Raw genomic sequence first — 20,344 nt, 5'->3', positions numbered from 1 at the left:
CGGTGGCAAGCAAAGCGCGCACTCTAACCGCTGCGGTCACCTGGGCGCCAGCCGTGCAGGCGCATGTCGAGTCGATCGTTGCGAAACGTGACACCTTCCGCTCTCAGGCGCGCCCGCTGCTCGGTACCTGAAAGGGTTCCAGCTGCAAGGCTTGGCCTACCGCTGGCGCTGACCACACGGTGCCAAGGCAGCTTGCTACCATCCGGTAACCGCGATAATTCGCGTCCAACCCAACGTGCGGCTCGACCAAGCCCCGCTATATCAGCGAGTTCGCCATAGCTGGTGACCTTTCCAAGTGGGATTGCAGCGAGGGCCAAATAGAGCGCCTGACGCCGTATCTCGCCGGTATCCGACGAATGGGACTCTGATGCGTGAGCGTCTTGTTTCATGCGCAATGCCACGGTTTTGGAGAGGACCGGAGACCGATCACCTGTTCAGCTGAGGTTCAGTTTATTGAACCTGGCACTTGGACACCGGTCAACGATTGTCAGTCCCGGCGCGACCCGGATAATGAGTCGCCTTCTTTTCCGCGAAAGAGAACGAGTCCTACGCATGTCGTTGTCCAGAACCCTTTTTTGCGCGGCCGTGTGCGCCGCATCTTCCATCTCCTATTCCTACGCAGATACGGTTTGGCTGAAGAATGGTGACCGCTTGACGGGCGAAGTTACCCTGCTCGACGGCGGTAAGCTGATGATCAAAACCGAGTACGGCGGCTCTATTCCAGTGGACTGGGGCAAAGTCGCGACGCTCGAGACGGATAAGGAACTGCTGGTCAAGAACGGTGACCATCCCGGTAGCGGCGAAGTTACGAAGACGCTAGGCAAAGCCGATGAAGGTAAGGTCGTCCTACATAATGGCGCCGAGCCACAAACGGTAGAGTTGGCGAGCATTTCCCAGATCATGCGCCCGCGTCCTTTGGTGCAGGATTTCTTATGGAAAGGTAACGTCGATGTAGCGCTGGACTACAAGCGCGCTGATACCGATACGGATGATTACAACGTCAAATTCATGACCGAAGCCCGTCACGGCTTGTGGCGCCACAACGGCAACCTCGACTACAACCGCGAATCCACGGATACCGTAACCACAACGGACAACTACACGTTGGGTTATGCGCTGGACCGCTTCATTACCGAGCAATGGTTCTGGCAGGGCCGCGCTGACTACAAGCGCGACAAAATCGAGGACGTCGCTAAACAGCGGACGCTGGGTACCGGTCCGGGTTATCAGTTCTGGGACAATGAGCTTGGCGCTTTCTCGCTCACCGGTCTCGTTAACCAGAACAAATACGAGTTTTCCAATGGTGAGGCGTCCAACTTCTATTCCGTTGCTGGCAAGTGGAAGTACAACCGATTCCTGGTAGGTAAAACCTTCGAGTTCTTTACTAATGGCGAACTGGGTCGTCCACTGGATAACACCGCCGACTACTCACTCGATGCCGAGGCAGGGCTGCGCTACAAGGTTACCGATTGGGCCTCGCTCAATATGCGCGCCGAGAGAGATTTGGTGAAAGGTGGATCTGATGGGGAGCTTGATGAGACCCGCTATCTGATTGGGTTCGGCGTCGGCTGGTAATCCGCCTTCAATTACCAGCGCCCACTTGCGATATGCGGTGCGGCGCTTGGCGGCGTGTCCTTCCCCTCGGATTTCTGCGTATTGCCTCGGCATAACCGATAGCGGTTCGGCCGGGGCTTTTGCCGTAGATTTATCAATCTGTCGCGCGCCGCACGGAATCATTCATTTACAGCCTTGCTTTCGCTGCGGGGTTGAATTGTGCGGTCATCGCCGTCACCTAGGGAATTCCACTACTCCCGTTTCCCGAAGGAAACCTCGATGCGTGTATTCCTAATTCTTCTCCTGCTGTTCCCGGTGATCGAACTGGCCGTTCTCATCAAGGTGGGCAGCATGATCGGCGTTCTGGCGACGCTGCTTCTCATCGTTGGCAGTGCCATTCTTGGGGCGATGCTCCTGCGTGTCGCTGGCGTCACCACGGCGCTCCGTGCGCGTGAGCGACTCGCACGCGGCGAAACCCCAGACCGTGAAATGCTCGAAGGGCTGATGGTCGCAGTCGGCGGCGTGCTGTTGATGCTGCCCGGCTTCATCAGCGATGTCATCGGCTTGTTCTGTCTGCTGCCCATTACCCGCGGTCTCGTCATCGACCGTTTGCGCTCGCGGGTGCACGAGCAGGCTGCCCGGCAGCGTGCTTTCAGTGACGATCCCGAGGCGCAGATGCGTTCCGGGCCCGCTCGACCAAACGTTATCGAAGGCGAGTATGAAAAGCGCGATAACTGACGCGTGCAGGCCGTTTGCAAGTAAAAAAAACTTTGAACCGTGCCCTTGAAATGGCTTGTCCAGCCCTTATGTAGCGGACACCGCAAGGTTACTGTCATACGACAGGCTGTATTTTCGCGGCTCGCATTGCGCGCCGTACCCGGCCCAGCCGGAAACAACCACTCGCCGGTGCCACACCGGCTGTAGAACACTCAAGTTGGGAGAGACCGATAATGAAGCTTCGTCCTCTGCATGACCGCGTCGTCATTCGTCGCAGCGAAGAAGAGACCAAAACCGCCGGCGGTATCGTTCTGCCAGGTTCGGCTGCCGAAAAGCCTAACCGTGGTGAAATCGTTGCTGTCGGTACCGGCCGTGTGCTGGACAACGGTGAAGTCCGTGCACTGGCGGTCAAGGTTGGTGATCAGGTCGTGTTTGGCCCTTACTCGGGCAGCAACACCGTCAAGGTCGATGGCGAAGACCTGCTGGTGATGAGCGAGAACGAAATCCTCGCTGTCATCGAAGCCTGATCTCGCGAATCTCCGTTTAATCTCAAGAATTGAGGATCTATCAACATGGCATCTAAAGAAGTCAAATTCGGCGATTCCGCTCGCAAGAAAATGCTTGTCGGCGTCAACGTTCTTGCTGACGCGGTCAAAGCGACCCTCGGCCCGAAAGGCCGCAACGTCGTTCTGGAAAAGAGCTTCGGCGCACCGACCATCACCAAAGACGGCGTTTCCGTTGCCAAAGAGATCGAGCTGAAAGATCGCTTCGAGAACATGGGCGCGCAGCTGGTCAAGGACGTTGCGTCCAAGGCCAACGACGCCGCTGGTGACGGCACCACTACTGCTACCGTTCTGGCTCAAGCCATCGTCAACGAAGGCCTGAAGGCCGTCGCTGCCGGCATGAACCCGATGGATCTGAAGCGCGGTATCGACAAGGCCACCGTCGCCGTCGTTGCCGAGCTGAAGAACCTGTCCAAGCCTTGCGCTGACAGCCGTGCTATCGCCCAGGTTGGCACCATCTCCGCCAACTCCGACGAGTCCATCGGCCAGATCATCGCGGAAGCGATGGAAAAGGTCGGCAAAGAAGGCGTCATCACCGTTGAAGAAGGCACCGGCCTGGACAACGAACTGGCTGTCGTTGAAGGCATGCAGTTCGACCGTGGCTACCTGTCCCCTTACTTCATCAACAAGCCTGACACCATGGTTGCTGAGCTCGACAGCCCGCTGCTGTTGCTGGTCGACAAAAAGATCTCCAACATCCGCGAACTGCTGCCCGTTCTGGAAGCCGTTGCCAAGGCTGGCCGTCCGCTGCTGATCGTGGCTGAAGACGTCGAAGGCGAAGCGCTGGCTACGCTGGTCGTCAACAACATGCGCGGCATCGTCAAGGTCGCTGCGGTCAAGGCGCCTGGCTTCGGCGATCGCCGCAAAGCCATGCTGCAGGACATCGCTGTTCTGACTGGCGGTACCGTGATCTCCGAAGAGATCGGCCTGAGCCTGGAAAGCACCACTCTGGAGCACCTGGGTCAAGCCAAGCGTGTTGTCCTGAACAAGGAAAACACCACCGTCATCGACGGCGCTGGCCAGCAGATCGACATCGAGTCGCGCGTTGCCCAGATCCGCAAGCAGATCGAAGAGACCTCTTCGGACTACGACCGTGAGAAGCTGCAAGAGCGTCTGGCCAAACTGGCTGGCGGCGTTGCGGTCATCAAGGTCGGTGCTGGCACCGAAGTCGAGATGAAAGAGAAGAAAGCCCGCGTTGAAGACGCCCTGCACGCGACCCGTGCTGCGGTCGAAGAAGGCGTGGTTCCTGGCGGTGGCGTTGCACTGGTTCGTGCTCTGCAGGCGATCGAAGGCCTCAAGGGCGTCAACGAAGACCAGAACGTCGGTATCGCGCTGCTGCGCCGTGCGGTCGAAGCGCCTCTGCGCCAGATCGTAGCCAACGCTGGTGGCGAGCCAAGCGTCGTCGTCGACAAGGTCAAGCAAGGTTCCGGTAACTACGGCTTCAACGCTTCGACCGACGAGTACGGCGACATGATCGAGATGGGTATTCTCGACCCAGCCAAGGTCACCCGTTCGGCTCTGCAAGCTGCTTCCTCGATTGGCGGTCTGATGATCACCACCGAGGCGATGATCGCCGAGATCGTTGAAGACAAGCCGGCTCCTGCAATGCCTGACATGGGCGGCATGGGTGGTATGGGCGGCATGATGTAAGTCGACGCCCGTCGCTTGCGTTTTTGGGCGATGAAAATACCTAGTGACGCGATCGCCGTTGAACGCGGTATGAAAAAATCGTCAAAAGGATCGGCAGCCATACGTCCGCGTGCCATCATTTTGCAGCGGTTGGAGAAACAGACATGCGCATTCTTCTGGTTGAAGACAACAAGGACATCCTGGCCAACATGCTCGATTACCTGAGCATCAAGGGTTACAGCGTGGATTGTGCCCAGGACGGGTTGTCCGGCCTGCATTTGGCGGCTACGGAGCATTACGATCTGCTGGTTCTGGATATCATGCTTCCTGGCCTCGACGGGTACACCCTTTGTCAGCGACTGCGCCAAGAGGCGCGCCGTGACACACCTGTCATCATGCTTACCGCACGGGATCAGCTCGATGACCGCCTACAGGGGTTTCGCAGCGGTGCCGACGATTACCTGATCAAACCCTTTGCATTATCTGAACTTGCCGCGCGGATCGAGGCGGTTTTACGGCGTGCGCAAGGCGGTGGTAAGCGCATTCTGGCACTTGGTGATCTTTCTTATGATCTGGACACGTTGGAAGTGTCGCGCGCAGGGAAGCACCTGAAGCTGAACCCGGTTGGGCTGAAATTACTGGCCGTTCTCATGCAGAAAAGTCCGCACGTGGTGCGTCGTGAAGTGCTGGAAGAAGCGTTATGGGGTGATGACTGCCCGGATAGCGACAGCCTGCGCAGCCACGTGCATCAGCTTCGTCAGGTGATCGACAAACCGTTCCCGACCGCGCTCCTGCATACCGTTCACGGGCTTGGCTACCGCATGGTGGAGAGTGACGGTGGAGTTTAAGCAAAGCCTTGCTCGCCGGATCGTCATTGCGTTCGTACTACTCACAGCACTGGTCGCGGGCTCGTTTGCCGTAGGCATCGTCAACATCGTCCATCTCATCGAAGAACGGTTGATCACTACTGAGCTGGGCGGTGACCTCAATCGCCTCTTGCGTATGGACAACATGGACGAGTGGCGGACGCGTCCGCAAATGGACCAGATCTTTTACTTCGATGGGGGCAAAGGCGATTTTGCCTTGCCTGATGACGTCAAAGGTCTCTCGCCCGGCTTCCATGAGGTCTTCCGGGAAGGCCGCGCGTTCCACGCGATTGTCGATCGGGTCGACGGTCGTCAGTATGTGCTCATGCAGGATCAGAGTGGCTACGAAGAGCGCGAGCAGGTCTTGTTCGCCGTTGTGCTCTGCGGGTTCATCGCCAGCCTGGCGCTTTCCGCGATATTGGGATGGCTGGTCGCGCGCCATGTCATGGCACCTGTAGTCCGGCTCGCCGGGCAGGTGCTTCACCGGGATCAGTTGCAGACGCCAGCGCCGCCGCTCGCGAAGGATTATGCCCAGGATGAAGTGGGGCAGCTGGCAGCTGCGTTCGACGATTCATTCGGGCGCTTGCGCAACGTTCTCATCCGCGAGCGGCTGTTTACCAGCGATGTCAGTCATGAGCTTCGTACACCTTTGATGGTAATGGCCAGCTCCTGCGAGCTATTGCTGGAAAACCCATCTCTTGATGCTCGCGGAAAAGCACAGATCGTCCGTATGGCGCGTGCGTGCGAAGAAATGCGGGTGCTCGTTCAGACGTTCCTCATGCTTGCGCGGACCGAGCACGACAACGTGAAACTCTCCCCTCAGGTCACGTTGTCCGCATTGGCGGACGATCTGGCAGCACAGTGGCGAGAGCCTATCGAGAACAAAGGGCTCACGTTCATCTACGAAAGCTATGCGGCCCAGGGCGAGTTCTATAACGCGCCATTTCTGCGTGCGGTAATGGGCAATTTGCTGCGTAACGCGTGGCACTATACCGAGCATGGTCACATACGATTGGTCGTCTCCGCGTCGGGCTTTTCCGTCGAAGACAGCGGCGCGGGCATCCCCGAGGGACAACGAGAGGTGATTTTCCAACCTTTCGTGCGGGCCAGTGATCAGCGCAGGGGTGAAGGATTGGGCCTGGGGCTTTCATTGGTGCAACGCATCTGTGAAAACCAGAACTGGCACGTGATGCTGACCTCCAGTGACGCGGGTGGCTGCTTATTCCGAGTGGAACTGGCCGACGAACGACCTGCCATTTCGTGATTGTCCTGCTGCGCTACGACTTATTTTTCACATGGTATGGAATAGGGTGACGCGCGCTAGTTCGCTGTGAGCGATCGCGCGCCTCGTCAGTAAAACTGCAATGAACGTCCTGCATGCTGACGCGCGATTCGAGTGGTTTCCAGATTGGCAGATATCCATATCGACCCGACGAGAAACCACCTGTCGAGCCTGGCTGGCGAACCTGAACGGTTGAGCTACTTTTACCAATCCACCACGTACACGGGCTGCGGTATGACCGGCATCACGACCAGAACTCTTTTCGTTGTCATGGCACTGGCTGTCGCACTCTTAGCGGCTGCGGTTTGGCGGCAACCGCTTCCTTCCGTGGTCAGCTGCGCGGCTCCTGGGGAAAGCCTTTGCCCGCCCGCCGCAGTGAAGGCGCCTTCGGTAGCCGAGGTGCCCCGCGCGGATTTCCTGCTATTGGTTTTCGGCCTGACGCAGGGGTCCGCCTCGCACTAATGCGCGATCAAGCGCAGATGGTTATCCCACCAGCCGGTAGGTAATTGCAGAGGTTGGCTGGTGAGGTTCTCTTGGCGACAGTCATAGAAACGGCAACGACCTTGTCCGGAAGTGACGACAAACCCGTCGTCCACCGCACCCACGCCCGCGCAATCCGGCATGTGAACGTCCAGTTTCAACGCGTGGCTATCCATATCCCAGATAAAGAAGCGATTGCCCCGAGGCGCGGTCAGAGCCACCAGGCGAAGTTCCCCATGGATCGCCACGCTGGCCGTGTATTGGCCCATGGTACGGCGCTGTTCCTCAGCGATAGGGAAGGGCGCGAACGCTTCGCCAGGACGTTTGAGTGCTAGCAACGGAGCAACGTCTTCCGAATTACCCATATATTGCTGACACGCCGCGATGGTCCCGTCGGCGGCGACGTCCAGGTGGCGGATGCTGTTCATGGTTTGAGACAGCGTTTCCTTGCTGACCAGCGCGCCGTCCCGACGCATTAGCACGAGACTCGGCTCCATAGCATCCAGATTCATCTCTATACGGCTTTCGGCCTCGGTGCGTATACCGCCATTGGCGACCACAAGCGTTTCGCCATCCGGCATCCAGCACACTTCATGCGGGCCTAGACCGTGGGTGGATATCTCGCCTTCACGGGTCAGACGCCGATTTTCGTAGCGATACACGCCTAGCAAGCCGCGACCTGGGTCGCTGGTGTCGTTTTCCGTCGCGTAGAGGTGATTGCCACTGGCATGGAATACACCGTGGCCATAGAAGTGGCGGTACGGCTCACTCGCGATCGTTTGCAGGAGTTCGCCGCTCACAAGGTCGATAAGGTAGCTCTCACGACCCGGACGCCGGGCGAAATACAAGGCTACCGGTTCGGTCGGATGTTCGATGATGGCGTGGCAGCGCAGCGGTACCTGCGTAGAGAACGCTTCGCTGCCATCGAGATGGAAGCCCACGGCGTAATGGTTCCCGTCGGCGTCGTCCCGTGCGGAGAGCAGAATGGAAGAAGCCCGACCGCGCTTTTTGTGGCGACCGAGCAGCATGTCGAACAAGCGAGTGAGAGGGGGCTTCTTCATGGTTTAGTCACCGTCGTTTGCGTTGAAACCGATCTGGACGTTCAGCGACTTGGCCAGCTCCAGCTGGTGAAGGCGATGGACGACATTCAGGCTGTCGTAGAACTCATTGAGCTTTGCGCGACCGGCATCCGTCTTGAGCAGCGCGTCCAATGGCGGGTCGAGCGCGTCCAGCTTTTTCTGGGCGTCAGCGTAAGCAGCGTCGATTCGGTCGGCGAGGGCTTTGTTGTCGTCGCCGAGAAGGCTTTTCAGGTCTTTGCCATCGACGCCGCTCCAGAGCCGGCGCGAGCTTTCCAGGCTACCAGCAATGTTCGAAAGCGATGCATGACTGCGCCATGCCTCTGCCTGATAGGGCTGCGGGATTCCCTTGCTCTGCCGCCCCAAAGGCGCACCAAGCTTTTTCTTGAGCGTATCCAGCGCTGTCACTTGGGCGCGGAACAGGTCGGAGATCGCCTCGCTCGATTCCGCATAACGCTCGTTCGGGAAGTGACTCATCTGATGGAGCATGCCGTCCTTCGCCTTCCAATTTGCGACGATCTCGTCCGCGAGGTTGCGCTGGTGCGCGGCCACAGCTTCGATCAGTGGGCAATACTTGGCTTTGGTCTCGGCATTTGCCAGCTCGACGTTGCTGTCGAACAGGATGTACTCGTATGCACTGAGCCCTTGGACGACCACGCTGGAGTCGGCGAGCGAGGCTTCGGTAATCGGCTTGTCCGAGCGTATCAGCTGTTCGACCTGACGGGCGACCAGGTTTTTCTTGTCCGGCCAGAACTGCACCTGCCAAGCGCGGTTGCCTTCGGCGATAGGGCCAATCAGTAATGGCTGCAATTCAGCCCAAGCACGTTGAGCGGTCAGGAACGCGTTGCGCGCGCTTTCCAGATCCTGTTTGCCCGAGCAGTACTCCAGAGCACTTCGTGCGAGGTCTTGGTCTGCTTCGACCCAGCGGCTATAGCTCGGCAGGATGACTTGTTCGGCGAGTGCGGCGCTGGTGACCGCTTGCGGGTCCTGAGGCTGAGGCGAGCAAGCGCCTAGGGCAATGGCAATGCTGGTCAGTAGCAGTTTGGGACGGAACATCTCGTGGGCTCCTTAAAGCGAGTTCAGAAACGCAAGCAGCGCAGCGCGCTGTTCAGCGTCGAAAGTGAGGACGTGGTCACGGGCGGATTTGGCTTCGCCGTCGTGCCATAAAATCGCTTCCAGCAACGTACGCGCGCGGCCGTCGTGGAGAAAATCGGTGCGGCCGCTGACCGTGTCGGTCAAGCCAATGCCCCAAAGTGGCGGGGTTCGCCATTCGCGACCGCTCGCCTGAAACTCGCTGCGGCCATCGGCGAGGGCTTCGCCCATGTCATGCAACAGCAGGTCGGTATACGGCCAGATGACTTGGTTGGCAAGTTCGGGTACGGCAGCGTCCTTATCGGTGGTAAAGCTTGGCGTGTGGCAGCTGGCGCAACCTGCCTCATGGAAAAGCGTCTTGCCGGCCAGCACTCGGGGTTCGCTGACGTTACGGCGCTGCGGCACCGCCACATTGCGCGTGTAGAACAATACGCTGGCTAGGATGTTGTCCGCGACTTCCGGTTCGCCGCCATTTGGGGCTTTGCGACAGTCTGGCTGATTCACGGTGCAGTCATCGGTTGGCAGCAGGTTGGTGGTCAGGCCCATGTCGCCGGCGAATGCATGAGCGTTCTGTTGATTGAGACTCGGCTGTCCTGCCTTCCAGCCAAAACGTCCGAGCACCGTACGCTGCTCGGCGAAATCCCAAACCCTATTGGGTTTGCCCGATATACCGTCACCATTGCGATCTTCCGGATCGGCGTTGGCGAGGATGGCTTCTTCAGGAATCGCTTCCAGCAATCCGAGGCCGATCATGGGGGGCGCGATACGGGCGGAAAATTGGGTCTCTGGGTGCATGGGGCCGTAGCCAAGCCGATCGATTCGTAACGTCGGCGCGTGCAACTCGACTTCATGGCCATCGGCAAAGCGCATCGTTCGAGTGCTCCAATCGAAGCGTACGCGGCCTTCGGGCGTGATGCCCGGCACAGCCATATCCTGGAGCTGTGTGCCATAGGTAGGCTCAGGAACGACACCGAGGGTTTGCAGCGTGCGCTCGTCACCGTCGGTTGCCGGTATCGACAGGCGTACCAGCATCGAAACGGCGTTGTCGGCGTCCACGCCAGGAGGATGCCCGCGGCCATCGTTGATGTGGCAGTTCACACAGGCATTGGTATTGAACAGCGGACCGAGGCCGTCGCGGGCTGTCGTCGTCGATGGAGCGATGACCCAAGGGCTACGGAAGAAACTATTACCAACAGCGAAGTCCAGTCGTCCTTCGGGAGACAAATTCGCGGAAGGCATGAGAAACGCGCGCCGGTCCGTTCGTTGTGATGTGGCTTCGCCGCCGGATTTAACTTCGCCGGGCTCTACGCTCATCGTGTGGACCGACTGGTCGCAGGCGCTCAGCAGCAAGGCGAGGGCGGGTACGAGGCAGTGGATCAGGGAGCGCATGGGTGAAACCGGGCATAGAAAGGCGGGAGAGGATAACAGGCCGCCGGATTGGAAGCCCTGCTGGATGTGTTCGAAAACGTGGACGGGAGCAGTATGCTGCTCCCGTCGCGCATGATCAGAATTCGTGATCAGCGCTGTCTGGGCTCAAGTCGTTGACGGTCAACTTGGCCGCCGCTTGCTCGATTGCACCGGTCTGCTTCACCAGCGCGGCGATCGAGTCACGGACCAGCTGCTGGCCTTCGGTATTGTCGGCTGCAATCAGCTGGTCGAAATGCTGACCATTGTTTGCCGCGTCGACCATTTTCTGCAGCTTGGCCTGGGTATCGTCCAGGTCCGCTTTCAGCGTCTTGTCTGTCTCGGCGTCAACCTTCGCGACCAGCTCGGACAGGCTCGCACCGCTCAATGTGGTGCCGTCCACTTTCTTGTACTCACCGAGGTAGACGTTACGAATGCCCAGCCCGTTGTAGTAGTGCGAGTTGTGAGTGTTGTCGCTGAAGCAATCGTGCTCGTCTTCGGTCGAGTTGGCTTCTAGCGCGACCTTCATCCGCTCGCCTGCCAATTCGCCCAGGGACAGGCTACCCATGCCGAAAAGCATCTTGCGCAGGCCGTTTTCGACCGGCTCGCCTTCCAGCGTAGCGCGGTAATTGTCACTGACGTTCGGTGCCCAGTTGGCCTGCATTTCTTCCAGGTCGCTGACCAGCAAGTCGGTCACTGCTTTGAGGTAGGTACGACGACGGTCGCAATGGTCGCCGGTGCAACCGTCACCCTCGACATAATCAGTGTATGGACGCTCACCCGCGCCTGGTCCGGTGCCGTTGAGGTCCTGGCCCCAAAGCAGGAACTCGATCGCGTGGTAACCCGTGGCGACGTTTGCTTCCGAGCCGCCCAGTTCATTCAAGCTCGCGAGCAGTTCGCCGGTGATTTCCGATACGTCGACCTTGTCTTCGCCAACCTGGATTTCAGTATTGGCGATGATGTTGGCGCTGGCGGCCGGGTTACCCAGGGCATGCTGGTAGTCGGCGTCGACGTAATCGATCAAGCCTTCGTCCAGAGGCCAGGCGTTCACTTGGCCTTCCCAGTCATCCACGATGGTGTTGCCGAAACGGAACACTTCGGTCTGCATGTAGGGAACGCGAGCGGCCAGCCACGCCTTCTTGGCGGCATCCTGGGTTTCTGCACTTGGGTTGGCGAGGAAGGCGTCTACCGCTTTCTGGAGCTCCTGAGCGGTCGTGGTCGCGTCGCTGAAGATCGCATGGGCCATGTCGGCGTAGTGCTTGACGGCGGCCTTCGCTGCAGCTTCGTCATAAGGCGCTTTGGTTTCCGGAGTCGCCGGCGCGGCGCTTTCGGTGGCAGGCGCTGAGCTCTGCTGGGCAGGAGCTTCTTTCTTGTCCTCTCCGCATCCAGCGAGGGCAATTGCGACGGCGAGCAGGCTGGCGGAAGCCAGAGGCATGCGAATCATCTTGGCGAAATCCTTTGCTATTTGAATGTGCGAGCGCCACGGCGCGGCGAAAAATCCGGCACATAATGCGAAAGATTTGCATTTTTGAAAAGGGGCGGTCGCTTCTCTTGTTAGTGACTAGCGGGGCGCGAGGCTTCAATGCTTGGCCAGTGGCCGTTCTTCTCGCGCAGGAAATCGAGGCATCCCTGGGCCGGTAGCGGCTTGCTATAGAAGTATCCCTGCCCTTCATGGCAGCCCTGAGCGATGAGGTATTGCTCCTGCGCCAGGCTCTCGACGCCCTCGGCGATGACTTGCATGCCAAGGTTGCGTGCCAGTTGGATAATGGCTTTGACGATCATGGCATCGTCCTCGCTCTCGAGTAGGTCGTTGACGAAAGAGCGATCGACTTTGATCTTATCCAGCGGCAGGCTTCGTAGGTAACTCAAGGACGAGTACCCGGTCCCGAAGTCGTCGATGGCGATGAGCGCGCCCGACTGGCGCAAACTGGCCAGGTGCTGTGCCGCGCTAGCGATGTCTTCCATCAGGCCCGTTTCCGTGACTTCCAGCTCCAGGCTGCCGGTGGGTAGGGCATAGACGCGCATGAGGTCGTCGATCAGGCGGGGCAGTTCGGCGTGGTGCAGCTGCACAGTGGAGAGGTTGACCGCCATGCGGATGACGAAACCCTGGTCCAGCCATTCGCGCAGTTGCTGGCAGGCCTGATCGAGCACCCACTCACCGATCTGGACGATGCTGCCGTTCTGCTCCGCGAGAGGAATGAACTGGTCTGGAGGCACGAACCCCAACTGCGGGTGATTCCAGCGCAACAGCGCTTCCACGCCGCAGATCCGATGATCGCGATAATCGATCTGAGGCTGATAAACCAGGCTGAGCTCGCCCTGTTCGATGGCGCTGTACAGGTCTTGCTCGAGGGTTCGGCGTCGGCGCATTTCGAGGTCGACGCTGGCGATATAGAACTGATAGCGATTGCGCGACCGTACCTTTGCCAGCGTCATGGTCTGCTCGGCCTTTTGCAGCAGTTTTTCCGCGCTGTCACCGTCCTCTGGGAAGAGCGTGATGCCAATCGTGGCGCGCAGGCTGATGGACTCGTGCTCGAAAGGGAACGGCGTATCGATCTCGTCGAGCATGCGTTGCGCCAGCTCGGCGGCCTCGTAGGGATACTCCAATTCGGATTGCACCAAGGCGAACTGATCACCGCCCAGCCGCGCCAGCGTGCCAATATTTCCGCAGCCCATACGGAGGCGGTCAGCGAGAAGAACGAGCAGTTGATCGCCTATTTCGTAGCCATATTTCTCATTCACCCCTTTGAAATCGTCCAGTCCCACGCACAGGACAGCGACGCGACGCTGGTGGCGGGACGCTGACTCAAGCAATGGGTCGAGCTGCAGTTGAATCTGTTGGCGATTGGGAAGACCGGTTAGAAAGTCATAGCGCGACAGGCGCTGGACCCGGTCCTCCGCCTCCCGGTGAAGCTTATGACTGTGCTGGATGGCGTCCAACAGATCGTTGGCCGTGTCTATCCATAGTCCAAGTTCATTTTTCTCGTTACCCACGAGCATGGGCAGCTTCTGCGCGCCGGGTCGGCTAGGATCGATTCGGGAGAGATGTTGGACGATCTTCGACAGCGGTTTCGTCAGCAGCCACTGGTAGATCATGTACAGGATCAAGGCCATCGCGACCGCCCGTAGCATCCCGGAACCCAGAATGATCGCAGAGTCGGTGAGGAACTCGCGGCCGTATGGGCTGGTGTCGAGCGCGATGGACAGTTCGCCGTAGTAGTCGCTGTAGGGCGCAGCGCCTTCCAGGCGAATACTGTAAGCGCGCTCGGGTGCGAGAAAAGCGTCGGTCAGCCAGCGCAGGGGGTGGGACGCCAACGGGCGAAGCTTCTCCGCGAGCGCCATTTCATCCGGATGCCCGATGACCGCACGCAGTAACGCCTCGTGGTTGAACATTCCCTCGATGACCTGGAGTGCCATTTGTCGGTCGAGACTATAGATCGCCTGGGTCGAAGGCTCACGGAACATCGACAGGATTTGTTGAGCGTCGGCGTCGACCTCACCACGCACCTTGTAGGCATCGAAGAAGATTTGGGCGCAACTCAATGCTACGCCCACCAGTAGTGCATACAGCAACACTGTGCGTAGAAGCTTGCGTGAAAGACTGCGTTCGATGGGGCGCGGCAAAGGCAAAACTCTCCGGTGTTGCCGATCGAGAATGAGGGAGTAGGGCGTCAAGTGAGGGCGACAACCGCCTCGCTGTTACGTTGTCGGCCACATGAACGAAGACTTGAGGTGTTATCGGCGTTTCGTTGCTGTTATCGGCCTGGTACGCCGGCTTGGCAATATCTGCAAAGCGGCGCGGACATTGATAGGCGAGGCGGGAGGAAAGGGCCGTCCGACGAGGATCGACCGGCATTGCCTGGATTGAAATGGAATCGGGCGGCAGCCGCCCGATCACCGTATCAGCGACGCGTAATTGAGGGCGACTCGAAACGAACACCTGAGAGGCCGCTGCGTTGGAGGGCGCGAATGTTGGCGTGGTCAGTGCCTTCCGGCTCGAAAAGAACGGCGCGATAGTGTTCGCCAAAGGCCAGCAGCGCTTCGTCGTCGCTCAGCGCTTCCAACAGCGCAACGCCTAGCGTTTTACATGAGCCTTCGTTCTGCCCAGCGTCGTTATGAACCTCGCCGTTAGCGAATGCGCGTGGCGTGTAGTCGTAATGCTCAGCGATGAATTCGAGCGTGGTCGCGAACGTATGCTCGCCGCTTTTGAGGCTTTGGCGGAACTGGTCGAGTGTCATGGTTTGCTCTTGTCGAAGGCGGCCTTTTGCTCCGCCGTGGCTTCTTTCTGGTATTTCGCTTTCCAATCGGCGTAGGGCATTCCGTAGATTTCTTCGCGTGCCGCGTCTGGCGAAATGTCGTATCCGAGATCGTCGGCCGCCGCCTTGTACCATTTCGACAGGCAGTTACGGCAGAAGCCAGCCAAGTTCATCAATTCGATATTCTGCACGTCCGGCCGCTCGCGCAGGTGCTGCACGAGCGTGCGAAAGGCTGCGGCTTCGAGTTCCTGGCGTTGTTCGTCATTCATGGCAAGACCCTTGATCAAAGGCAGTAGGATTGTGCATTAGCTATCACGGTGGGCGGTGAGGGTGATCGACACCGACTCGGCGAACCGTAGCGCATGAGGTTTGTCGACTTCCACCTCGGCGTAACGTACGGCGTCGTGGGTCATGACCAGGTCAAGAATTTCCTGCGTCAGGCGCTCGAGTAACGCGAATCGGTTTTCTTCGACGTGGCGAATGATGGCTTTGGTTATCGTCCGGTAGTTGAGTGCATGCTCGATATCGTTATCACGCACGGCATCGACGGCTGGATAGAGGACGGTCAGGTTGATGAGCACGTCCTGTTTATTGGCGATTTCTTCTTCCTTGATGCCGATGTACGTCCGCAAGCGAAGATTCTTCACCCTGATGCGTGCCATACCGGGTTCTTGTCTGGGCATTGCTTCTCCTTACAGCGCGAAGGCGGTCATTTCAGGTGACGTCCGCCGTTGACACTAAGCGTGGTTCCAGTGACGTACGGATTGTCCAGTAAATACCGTACGCTTTGGTAGATGACTTCAGCGCCCGGCTCGATCCCGAGCGCTGATTTCAGAAGCGCTTTTTGGCGGTAATCGATGCTGTCCTCTTCGTTGAACTGGATCAGCGCAGGCGCGATCGCGTTTACCTTGATCTGCGGCGCAAAACGCGCGGCGAAAGACTGCATGAGACTTTCCAGGCCGGCCTTGGTGGCGCAATAGGCCGTGTGTTTCGCGCTTCCTTTACGCACGACGTCATCGGTCATATGGATGATGTCTGCGGGTCCGCCGTGCCGTAGCATCTCCGCGCAATGGGTATTGATCAGGTACGGCGCAAGCATGTGCACGTTGAACATGCGTTCGAAGGGTTGCGCGAGCGTACCGGACGTCTCAGCAATCCACTCCGACGCGTTATGGACGATGGCCCGAAGCGTTGGCGTCGATGCCTTCAACGTCTCGACGAAGGCCAGTGTGCCCGTTTCGCTGCCGAGGTCGGCGTGAATCGTCTGGGCGCCGCGTTCGCGTAATTCGGAGAGGGCGGGCTTTTCCGTGCGATAGGTCACGATGACCCGTTCGCCGTCGTCGAGCAAACGCCGGGCACAGTGCAGCCCCAGCCGCTGGGCCGCGCCGGTGATGAGAATTGGAGGTGAATTAGGCATGGCGGCGCTCGGCTGGGGTCAATGCGGTACGGTAGGGCCCAAACAACGCGCTGTATGGGCGTGGGGTCACCTGAATATGACCCATGATGCCGCTAAACCTGGGGCATTGAAACGCCTGCGAGAGCGAGTCGCCGTGCTGAACTACGCCTCGCGGGTTCGCGTGCTTCTCGTCGTTCTGGGTTTCTGTGCCTGTAGCCAGGGCGCCAGCTTGGACGTCGACAAGGGAATGAAGAAGTAAACCATCAGCGGCGTAAGAATGAGCGTGCTGAGCAGGATACGAGGTACCAACGGTAATGCCGCGAGCGCATCGCCGAAGAACAGATTGAATACAAGCGACACCGGAAAAAAGGCGAGCCATACGGCAATCGATTGCTTCCAGCGAGGCGGGCGCCGGTCCGTCGGGCCGAACCACATGTCTAGGCCATGCGCTCTTTTCTCGGAAGGGTCGGCGAACAAGCCCGTGCCGCGTTCCAGCCAGGCGCGTCGGGACTCGGAATGCTCCCATGTGGCCATGGTCTGCTCATCCGAAAAGCGAAAGACCATCTGAAACTCATCATCGCCTTCTGGCGGCGCCAGGACGCCAGAGCCCAAATATCCGGGGAAGTCATTGGCGAGGCGTTCGCCTTCGCGAAGCCAGGTAATGAATTCATGGTAACGCCCACGAGAAACGCGGCGCGCCACCATCAGGGTGACGGGTTCGGTAGACATGGTTATCTCCAGAGATCGTACGATCGTGCCGGGTAGGCTCGACTCATTCACGCAGCGCCGGGTAATGGCTGCGGATATGGCTGGCGACGATTATTCCCGTTTTATGAGCGCGTGAGTAGGTTTCCGATTCACGGCGCCTACATCTCGATATGTTCGAACAAGAAATGCCGCAAGCGTTCGGTCTCGGCCTGGCTCATCTTCAATTGATAAGCCGCGGTTCGAGGGTCGATGCGTCTGATCAGCTCGCCGCTAACCGGTAGTGCGTGCTCGTCCGACAGTGGCAACTGGAAATCGAAACGCTGTGGCAGGGTGCCGTTTTTCTCACGAAGTCGAACTCGGGCGCTGTCCGGGGACAATTCCCACACGTCCAAGGAAGTGGGTGCGCCATCTATGGTGAGCAAGGGGAGGGGCTGGTCGAGCATCAAACGCCAGGCGCGAGTCCTTTTACCGGACTCAAGGATACGTGGTGCGCTGATCTCGAGATGGAGGTGGTCCGCTTCGCTCCCTACGACCTGCAGGGGAAAGGTAAGGCGCTGTTCTTCCAGCTTTGCCTCGAGGGTCAGTTTGCCGCTTTCACCCAGGCGTCTAAGCAGCTCGAGCGCCCGTGGCGCGTCGATATCGGAGCGCGGTACGGCCAGGCTGACGCCCATTCGAGGGCTTAGGAGCACGTCGCGAATGAAGTCGAGTTCATCCTGGGTAAGAAGCGGGTTGTCTGCCACGGCGTTGGGCACCATGTAAAAGGTCAATGTTTGACTGGCGCATGAGCGTAAGTTCGCTTTTTAGTGGTTTCTCACTGCCAGCGCGGGGTACAAGCAATACATCCGGGCGTCGAGTCGACCGGGATGAGACGCGCGCGTCTGCAAAGACGGTTCGACAGCCAAGGCGCCAGCTGCATAATGATGCATGCAACGTGTCGACGCTGTAACGCGTCATCATCTATACATCGCTTGGCTACATGCGTATCGAGGGATGTGGCTTCAGGAGATCGCATGAAAATCGCCATTCTTTCCGGCAGCGTGTTTGGCACCGCAGAGGAGGTTGCGAGACACGCGTTGGATCGGCTTGAAAGCAAAGGGTTTACTGCACAGCTCTTTCGCCGTTCAAGCATGAACGAGGTCATGGCTTTCGAGCCGCAAGCCCTCCTTGCCGTGTGCTCGACGACGGGGCTCGGCGAGTTGCCTGACGATATTCAGCCGCTATATCACGAGCTGCGCGATGCCCTTCCGCAGTCCTTTCGAGGTCTGCTCGGGGCCATTATCGCGTTAGGCGATTCCGCGTATGGAGACACGTTTTGCGCGGGCGGTGAGCAAATGCATGAGTTGTTCGCGGAGCTCGGGGTTTCCGAGGTAAGCGAGATGCTGCGTCTCGACGCCAGTGAAACCGTTACACCTGAAAACGATGCAGAACCTTGGCTGGACTCGACGGCGGAGCATTTGAAGGCGCGTCTGGGCTGAGTCGGTTTGGCATGTGGCGCGTTCCCGTTAGTGCAGCGCTTCATTGAGCTGCGTAAAGCTGCCGAGGCGCGCTGTCAGGATTAACCGCTGGCTTTCGTCTTCGCTCAAGAGCAAGGCTCGTTCCAGATCGTACCGTTCGGCTTGTGGGCAACCCAGGCGTTGGTAGAGTTCGGCTCTTGCTAAATGATCGTCTGCGTGTGGCTCGCCAAGCTCGAGTACGCGATTTGCGTCTATCAACGCTGCGGCGGGATCATCGGCGAGCCAGTACAAGTGCCTCAAATTGCGAGAAAGCCGCAGCAGCATCTGGCGAGGTGTCGCAGGCTGTAGATGCTGTGCATTCAAAGTGGCGTTCGCACCCATTTGCTGGCGCAGCAGCGCATGGCAATCCGGCAAATACAAACGCCGACCGCCGCACGGATCCAGAAAGTAATCGGCACCGGTGGCGCGCAGGAGGAAATGGCCCGGAAAATTAATGCCTATGAGGGGAATATCCAGTCGCTTTGCATACTCGAGGGCGAGCATCGCGAGCGACAAAGGCTGGCCCTTTTTTCGCTCGAGTACGTGATGCAATAACGCCGAGCGCGGCTTGGGAGAAGGATCATCGTCTCGCGCAAAGCTCAGTGCCGCCATTTCCCGCAGAAGTGCTTGCGCCGAATCGACAGGGGATGCGTTGGGCAACCGGATACGCAAGGACACTTCGACATCGCGCGCCTGCGCAAGCGACCGCTGAGGCACCGCATTAGCGTCATGCTCGGCAGCGACCCATAGGGCTGCTTCGAGCAATGATACGTTTTCCCCGGCTGTGCAGGCCAAATAGCGTTCGCGCGGTTTCATCGTGGGCTCCCAAGGCGTTTCCAATGGGTTTAGCCGCCTTGTACCGCTTCGTCCAGCCGAGCTTTATGACATGCGACCCCCGCGTCCGACGGATATCAAACGAATGGTGAGTGCCATGCGTGATGATCGATGGAGCGTTGGTTAGCGATAACAAGCGCCCCGTGCGAGCGCCGACACTTCCGTTGAGGCGATCAGCCGCTACTTTCTGGAATTTCGATCTCTTGTAACGCATCTGGCTGATTTTTGAAGGCGCGAGCGAATAGGTCGCGATTGCGCGCCATGAAGATGCCAACGTCTTCGACCTGCTTTTCCGAAAGAGAAGGAACGGCTTTTTGCAGCACGTCCGACAGACCTTCAGCCAGCTCCAGCATTTTGTCGTAGCGGTCTGCTTCTGCCTTATCCATGAAAAGACGGCCCTGATCTCGACTGCTTCGATACACCACTTCGACGGCCATTCATCACCTCTGACATCCATGGCTACTGTATGAATGAACAGTCTAGCCGCTGAGCGTCGTTATGGATAGCACTCAGGTGGCAACACGCCGAGCCTGCACAAGCAGGTATGGCGCCTCGCGGACTGGCCTATTAAGTCAATCTGACAGGAGAAGCTTGGTCGGTTTGCTCGGTGATAACTACAGAGTGGCGTGTGCGTTTCGGCCGAGGCGGTTCGGCGAGTTAGTTGCCGTAGCGTCGAACAACCCACCATCGATCATCGTCGATAACATCTGAGCGGCCATCCCGTCGCGTTCGATGGCAATGCCAAACTTCACACTTTGAATGAGCCGCTGAAGTTGAACGCTGTCTTTCAGTGTGCTTGCGCCAATCATGCGCTTGGCTACAAGACCTCGATCGTCAGACAAGGTGAGCGTGATGCTTCCGCCGAGGCGCTCGACGCTGAAGTTCACTCTGAAATCGTCCTGGAAAGCATGAGTGATGAGCTGAAAAGGGTTGTCCATGGCGGCGTCCTGAAATGTCGCGGGTAGCGAGGGAATGGACTACCCCATTTTGGCTA

Annotated in this window: 22 protein-coding genes; 7 read left to right on the top strand and 15 right to left on the bottom strand. The window is 58.6% G+C overall.

Translation table 11 applies throughout. The annotated features are described in order from the left end of the window. Positions 1–23 precede the first annotated feature (23 nt). A complete protein-coding gene (locus IEY47_RS03020; protein WP_188981648.1) occupies positions 24–389 on the bottom strand; it encodes an MGMT family protein in 366 nt (121 codons plus the stop codon). Positions 390–552: 163 nt separating this feature from the next. Between IEY47_RS03020 and IEY47_RS03015 the strand changes: the two genes are divergently transcribed. The 6 genes from IEY47_RS03015 (at position 553) to IEY47_RS02990 (ending at position 6,593) form a co-directional block, all read left to right on the top strand. Continuing rightward, positions 553–1,575, top strand: a complete 1,023-nt coding sequence (locus IEY47_RS03015; RefSeq protein ID WP_188981647.1) for a DUF481 domain-containing protein — start codon at positions 553–555, stop codon at positions 1,573–1,575. A 258-nt stretch (positions 1,576–1,833) separates the two neighbouring features. After that, the gene (locus tag IEY47_RS03010; RefSeq protein WP_188981646.1) at positions 1,834–2,292 is read left to right on the top strand and encodes an FxsA family protein; all 459 of its coding nucleotides are present in this window, start codon (positions 1,834–1,836) and stop codon (positions 2,290–2,292) included. Positions 2,293–2,504: 212 nt separating this feature from the next. Further along, positions 2,505–2,798 (top strand): co-chaperone GroES, encoded by a 294-nt coding sequence (locus IEY47_RS03005; protein ID WP_188981645.1) that lies wholly within the window; start codon positions 2,505–2,507, stop codon positions 2,796–2,798. A 45-nt stretch (positions 2,799–2,843) separates the two neighbouring features. Beyond that, positions 2,844–4,484 carry a chaperonin GroEL gene (gene groL, locus IEY47_RS03000; protein ID WP_188981644.1) on the top strand — a complete coding sequence of 547 codons (1,641 nt, stop codon included), beginning with the start codon at positions 2,844–2,846 and terminating at the stop codon, positions 4,482–4,484. A gap of 143 nt (positions 4,485–4,627) precedes the next feature. Next, positions 4,628–5,311: a response regulator transcription factor gene (locus tag IEY47_RS02995; RefSeq protein WP_188981643.1), complete on the top strand. Its 684-nt coding sequence runs from the start codon at positions 4,628–4,630 to the stop codon at positions 5,309–5,311. After that, positions 5,301–6,593, top strand: a complete 1,293-nt coding sequence (locus IEY47_RS02990; RefSeq protein ID WP_188981642.1) for a sensor histidine kinase — start codon at positions 5,301–5,303, stop codon at positions 6,591–6,593. The genes IEY47_RS02995 and IEY47_RS02990 overlap by 11 nt, the downstream gene beginning before the upstream one ends. A gap of 476 nt (positions 6,594–7,069) precedes the next feature. Here the strand turns inward: IEY47_RS02990 and IEY47_RS02985 are convergent, their stop codons facing one another. The 11 genes from IEY47_RS02985 to IEY47_RS02935 all read right to left on the bottom strand — a co-directional run bounded on the left by IEY47_RS02985 (position 7,070) and on the right by IEY47_RS02935 (position 17,778). Beyond that, complete coding sequence (locus tag IEY47_RS02985) at positions 7,070–8,119, bottom strand: DUF1513 domain-containing protein (protein WP_229779160.1); 1,050 nt, start codon at positions 8,117–8,119, stop codon at positions 7,070–7,072. Positions 8,120–8,155: 36 nt separating this feature from the next. Beyond that, a complete protein-coding gene (locus IEY47_RS02980) occupies positions 8,156–9,223 on the bottom strand; it encodes an imelysin family protein (protein ID WP_188981640.1) in 1,068 nt (355 codons plus the stop codon). Between the two features lie 12 nt (positions 9,224–9,235). Beyond that, positions 9,236–10,648, bottom strand: a complete 1,413-nt coding sequence (locus IEY47_RS02975; RefSeq protein WP_188981639.1) for a di-heme oxidoreductase family protein — start codon at positions 10,646–10,648, stop codon at positions 9,236–9,238. A gap of 115 nt (positions 10,649–10,763) precedes the next feature. Next, the gene (locus IEY47_RS02970; RefSeq protein ID WP_188981638.1) at positions 10,764–12,107 is read right to left on the bottom strand and encodes an imelysin family protein; all 1,344 of its coding nucleotides are present in this window, start codon (positions 12,105–12,107) and stop codon (positions 10,764–10,766) included. Between the two features lie 110 nt (positions 12,108–12,217). Further along, positions 12,218–14,287 (bottom strand): putative bifunctional diguanylate cyclase/phosphodiesterase, encoded by a 2,070-nt coding sequence (locus tag IEY47_RS02965; protein WP_188981637.1) that lies wholly within the window; start codon positions 14,285–14,287, stop codon positions 12,218–12,220. Positions 14,288–14,565: 278 nt separating this feature from the next. Then, positions 14,566–14,901, bottom strand: coding sequence for a HopJ type III effector protein (locus IEY47_RS02960; protein WP_188981636.1), 336 nt, complete (start codon positions 14,899–14,901; stop codon positions 14,566–14,568). Continuing rightward, a complete protein-coding gene (locus IEY47_RS02955) occupies positions 14,898–15,188 on the bottom strand; it encodes a DUF1244 domain-containing protein (RefSeq protein WP_188981635.1) in 291 nt (96 codons plus the stop codon). The genes IEY47_RS02960 and IEY47_RS02955 overlap by 4 nt, the downstream gene beginning before the upstream one ends. A gap of 36 nt (positions 15,189–15,224) precedes the next feature. Continuing rightward, the gene (gene folX, locus IEY47_RS02950) at positions 15,225–15,602 is read right to left on the bottom strand and encodes a dihydroneopterin triphosphate 2'-epimerase (protein WP_188981634.1); all 378 of its coding nucleotides are present in this window, start codon (positions 15,600–15,602) and stop codon (positions 15,225–15,227) included. A 26-nt stretch (positions 15,603–15,628) separates the two neighbouring features. Continuing rightward, positions 15,629–16,336 (bottom strand): dihydromonapterin reductase, encoded by a 708-nt coding sequence (gene folM, locus IEY47_RS02945; protein ID WP_188981633.1) that lies wholly within the window; start codon positions 16,334–16,336, stop codon positions 15,629–15,631. A gap of 141 nt (positions 16,337–16,477) precedes the next feature. Beyond that, a complete protein-coding gene (locus IEY47_RS02940) occupies positions 16,478–17,044 on the bottom strand; it encodes an antibiotic biosynthesis monooxygenase (RefSeq protein ID WP_188981632.1) in 567 nt (188 codons plus the stop codon). Positions 17,045–17,181: 137 nt separating this feature from the next. Continuing rightward, complete coding sequence (locus IEY47_RS02935) at positions 17,182–17,778, bottom strand: hypothetical protein (protein ID WP_188981631.1); 597 nt, start codon at positions 17,776–17,778, stop codon at positions 17,182–17,184. 255 nt (positions 17,779–18,033) lie between these two features. Between IEY47_RS02935 and IEY47_RS02930 the strand changes: the two genes are divergently transcribed. Continuing rightward, complete coding sequence (locus IEY47_RS02930) at positions 18,034–18,498, top strand: flavodoxin (RefSeq protein WP_188981630.1); 465 nt, start codon at positions 18,034–18,036, stop codon at positions 18,496–18,498. 27 nt (positions 18,499–18,525) lie between these two features. Here the strand turns inward: IEY47_RS02930 and IEY47_RS02925 are convergent, their stop codons facing one another. The 3 genes from IEY47_RS02925 to IEY47_RS02915 form a co-directional block, all read right to left on the bottom strand. After that, positions 18,526–19,332: a SirB1 family protein gene (locus IEY47_RS02925; RefSeq protein WP_188981629.1), complete on the bottom strand. Its 807-nt coding sequence runs from the start codon at positions 19,330–19,332 to the stop codon at positions 18,526–18,528. Positions 19,333–19,523: 191 nt separating this feature from the next. After that, complete coding sequence (locus IEY47_RS02920; protein ID WP_188981628.1) at positions 19,524–19,787, bottom strand: YebG family protein; 264 nt, start codon at positions 19,785–19,787, stop codon at positions 19,524–19,526. Positions 19,788–19,964: 177 nt separating this feature from the next. Further along, a complete protein-coding gene (locus IEY47_RS02915) occupies positions 19,965–20,288 on the bottom strand; it encodes a DUF3509 domain-containing protein (protein WP_188981627.1) in 324 nt (107 codons plus the stop codon). Positions 20,289–20,344 lie beyond the last annotated feature (56 nt).

The sequence above is a fragment of the Pseudomonas matsuisoli genome (genome assembly GCF_014647635.1).
GTDB lineage: Bacteria > Pseudomonadota > Gammaproteobacteria > Pseudomonadales > Pseudomonadaceae > Pseudomonas_P > Pseudomonas_P matsuisoli.
This window is presented reverse-complemented; position numbering and strand designations above follow the sequence as displayed.

What these genes read in the sequence shown, in the direction of transcription:
- IEY47_RS03020 (WP_188981648.1), bottom strand. Translation starts at nt 389, where the DNA reads ATGAAACAAGACGCTCACGCATCAGAGTCCCATTCGTCGGATACCGGC.
- IEY47_RS03015 (WP_188981647.1), top strand. Translation starts at nt 553, where the DNA reads ATGTCGTTGTCCAGAACCCTTTTTTGCGCGGCCGTGTGCGCCGCATCT.
- IEY47_RS03010 (WP_188981646.1), top strand. Translation starts at nt 1,834, where the DNA reads ATGCGTGTATTCCTAATTCTTCTCCTGCTGTTCCCGGTGATCGAACTG.
- IEY47_RS03005 (WP_188981645.1), top strand. Translation starts at nt 2,505, where the DNA reads ATGAAGCTTCGTCCTCTGCATGACCGCGTCGTCATTCGTCGCAGCGAA.
- groL (WP_188981644.1), top strand. Translation starts at nt 2,844, where the DNA reads ATGGCATCTAAAGAAGTCAAATTCGGCGATTCCGCTCGCAAGAAAATG.
- IEY47_RS02995 (WP_188981643.1), top strand. Translation starts at nt 4,628, where the DNA reads ATGCGCATTCTTCTGGTTGAAGACAACAAGGACATCCTGGCCAACATG.
- IEY47_RS02985 (WP_229779160.1), bottom strand. Translation starts at nt 8,119, where the DNA reads ATGCTGCTCGGTCGCCACAAAAAGCGCGGTCGGGCTTCTTCCATTCTG.
- IEY47_RS02980 (WP_188981640.1), bottom strand. Translation starts at nt 9,223, where the DNA reads ATGTTCCGTCCCAAACTGCTACTGACCAGCATTGCCATTGCCCTAGGC.
- IEY47_RS02975 (WP_188981639.1), bottom strand. Translation starts at nt 10,648, where the DNA reads ATGCGCTCCCTGATCCACTGCCTCGTACCCGCCCTCGCCTTGCTGCTG.
- IEY47_RS02970 (WP_188981638.1), bottom strand. Translation starts at nt 12,107, where the DNA reads ATGATTCGCATGCCTCTGGCTTCCGCCAGCCTGCTCGCCGTCGCAATT.
- IEY47_RS02960 (WP_188981636.1), bottom strand. Translation starts at nt 14,901, where the DNA reads ATGACACTCGACCAGTTCCGCCAAAGCCTCAAAAGCGGCGAGCATACG.
- IEY47_RS02955 (WP_188981635.1), bottom strand. Translation starts at nt 15,188, where the DNA reads ATGAATGACGAACAACGCCAGGAACTCGAAGCCGCAGCCTTTCGCACG.
- folX (WP_188981634.1), bottom strand. Translation starts at nt 15,602, where the DNA reads ATGCCCAGACAAGAACCCGGTATGGCACGCATCAGGGTGAAGAATCTT.
- folM (WP_188981633.1), bottom strand. Translation starts at nt 16,336, where the DNA reads ATGCCTAATTCACCTCCAATTCTCATCACCGGCGCGGCCCAGCGGCTG.
- IEY47_RS02940 (WP_188981632.1), bottom strand. Translation starts at nt 17,044, where the DNA reads ATGTCTACCGAACCCGTCACCCTGATGGTGGCGCGCCGCGTTTCTCGT.
- IEY47_RS02935 (WP_188981631.1), bottom strand. Translation starts at nt 17,778, where the DNA reads ATGGTGCCCAACGCCGTGGCAGACAACCCGCTTCTTACCCAGGATGAA.
- IEY47_RS02930 (WP_188981630.1), top strand. Translation starts at nt 18,034, where the DNA reads ATGAAAATCGCCATTCTTTCCGGCAGCGTGTTTGGCACCGCAGAGGAG.
- IEY47_RS02925 (WP_188981629.1), bottom strand. Translation starts at nt 19,332, where the DNA reads ATGAAACCGCGCGAACGCTATTTGGCCTGCACAGCCGGGGAAAACGTA.
- IEY47_RS02920 (WP_188981628.1), bottom strand. Translation starts at nt 19,787, where the DNA reads ATGGCCGTCGAAGTGGTGTATCGAAGCAGTCGAGATCAGGGCCGTCTT.
- IEY47_RS02915 (WP_188981627.1), bottom strand. Translation starts at nt 20,288, where the DNA reads ATGGACAACCCTTTTCAGCTCATCACTCATGCTTTCCAGGACGATTTC.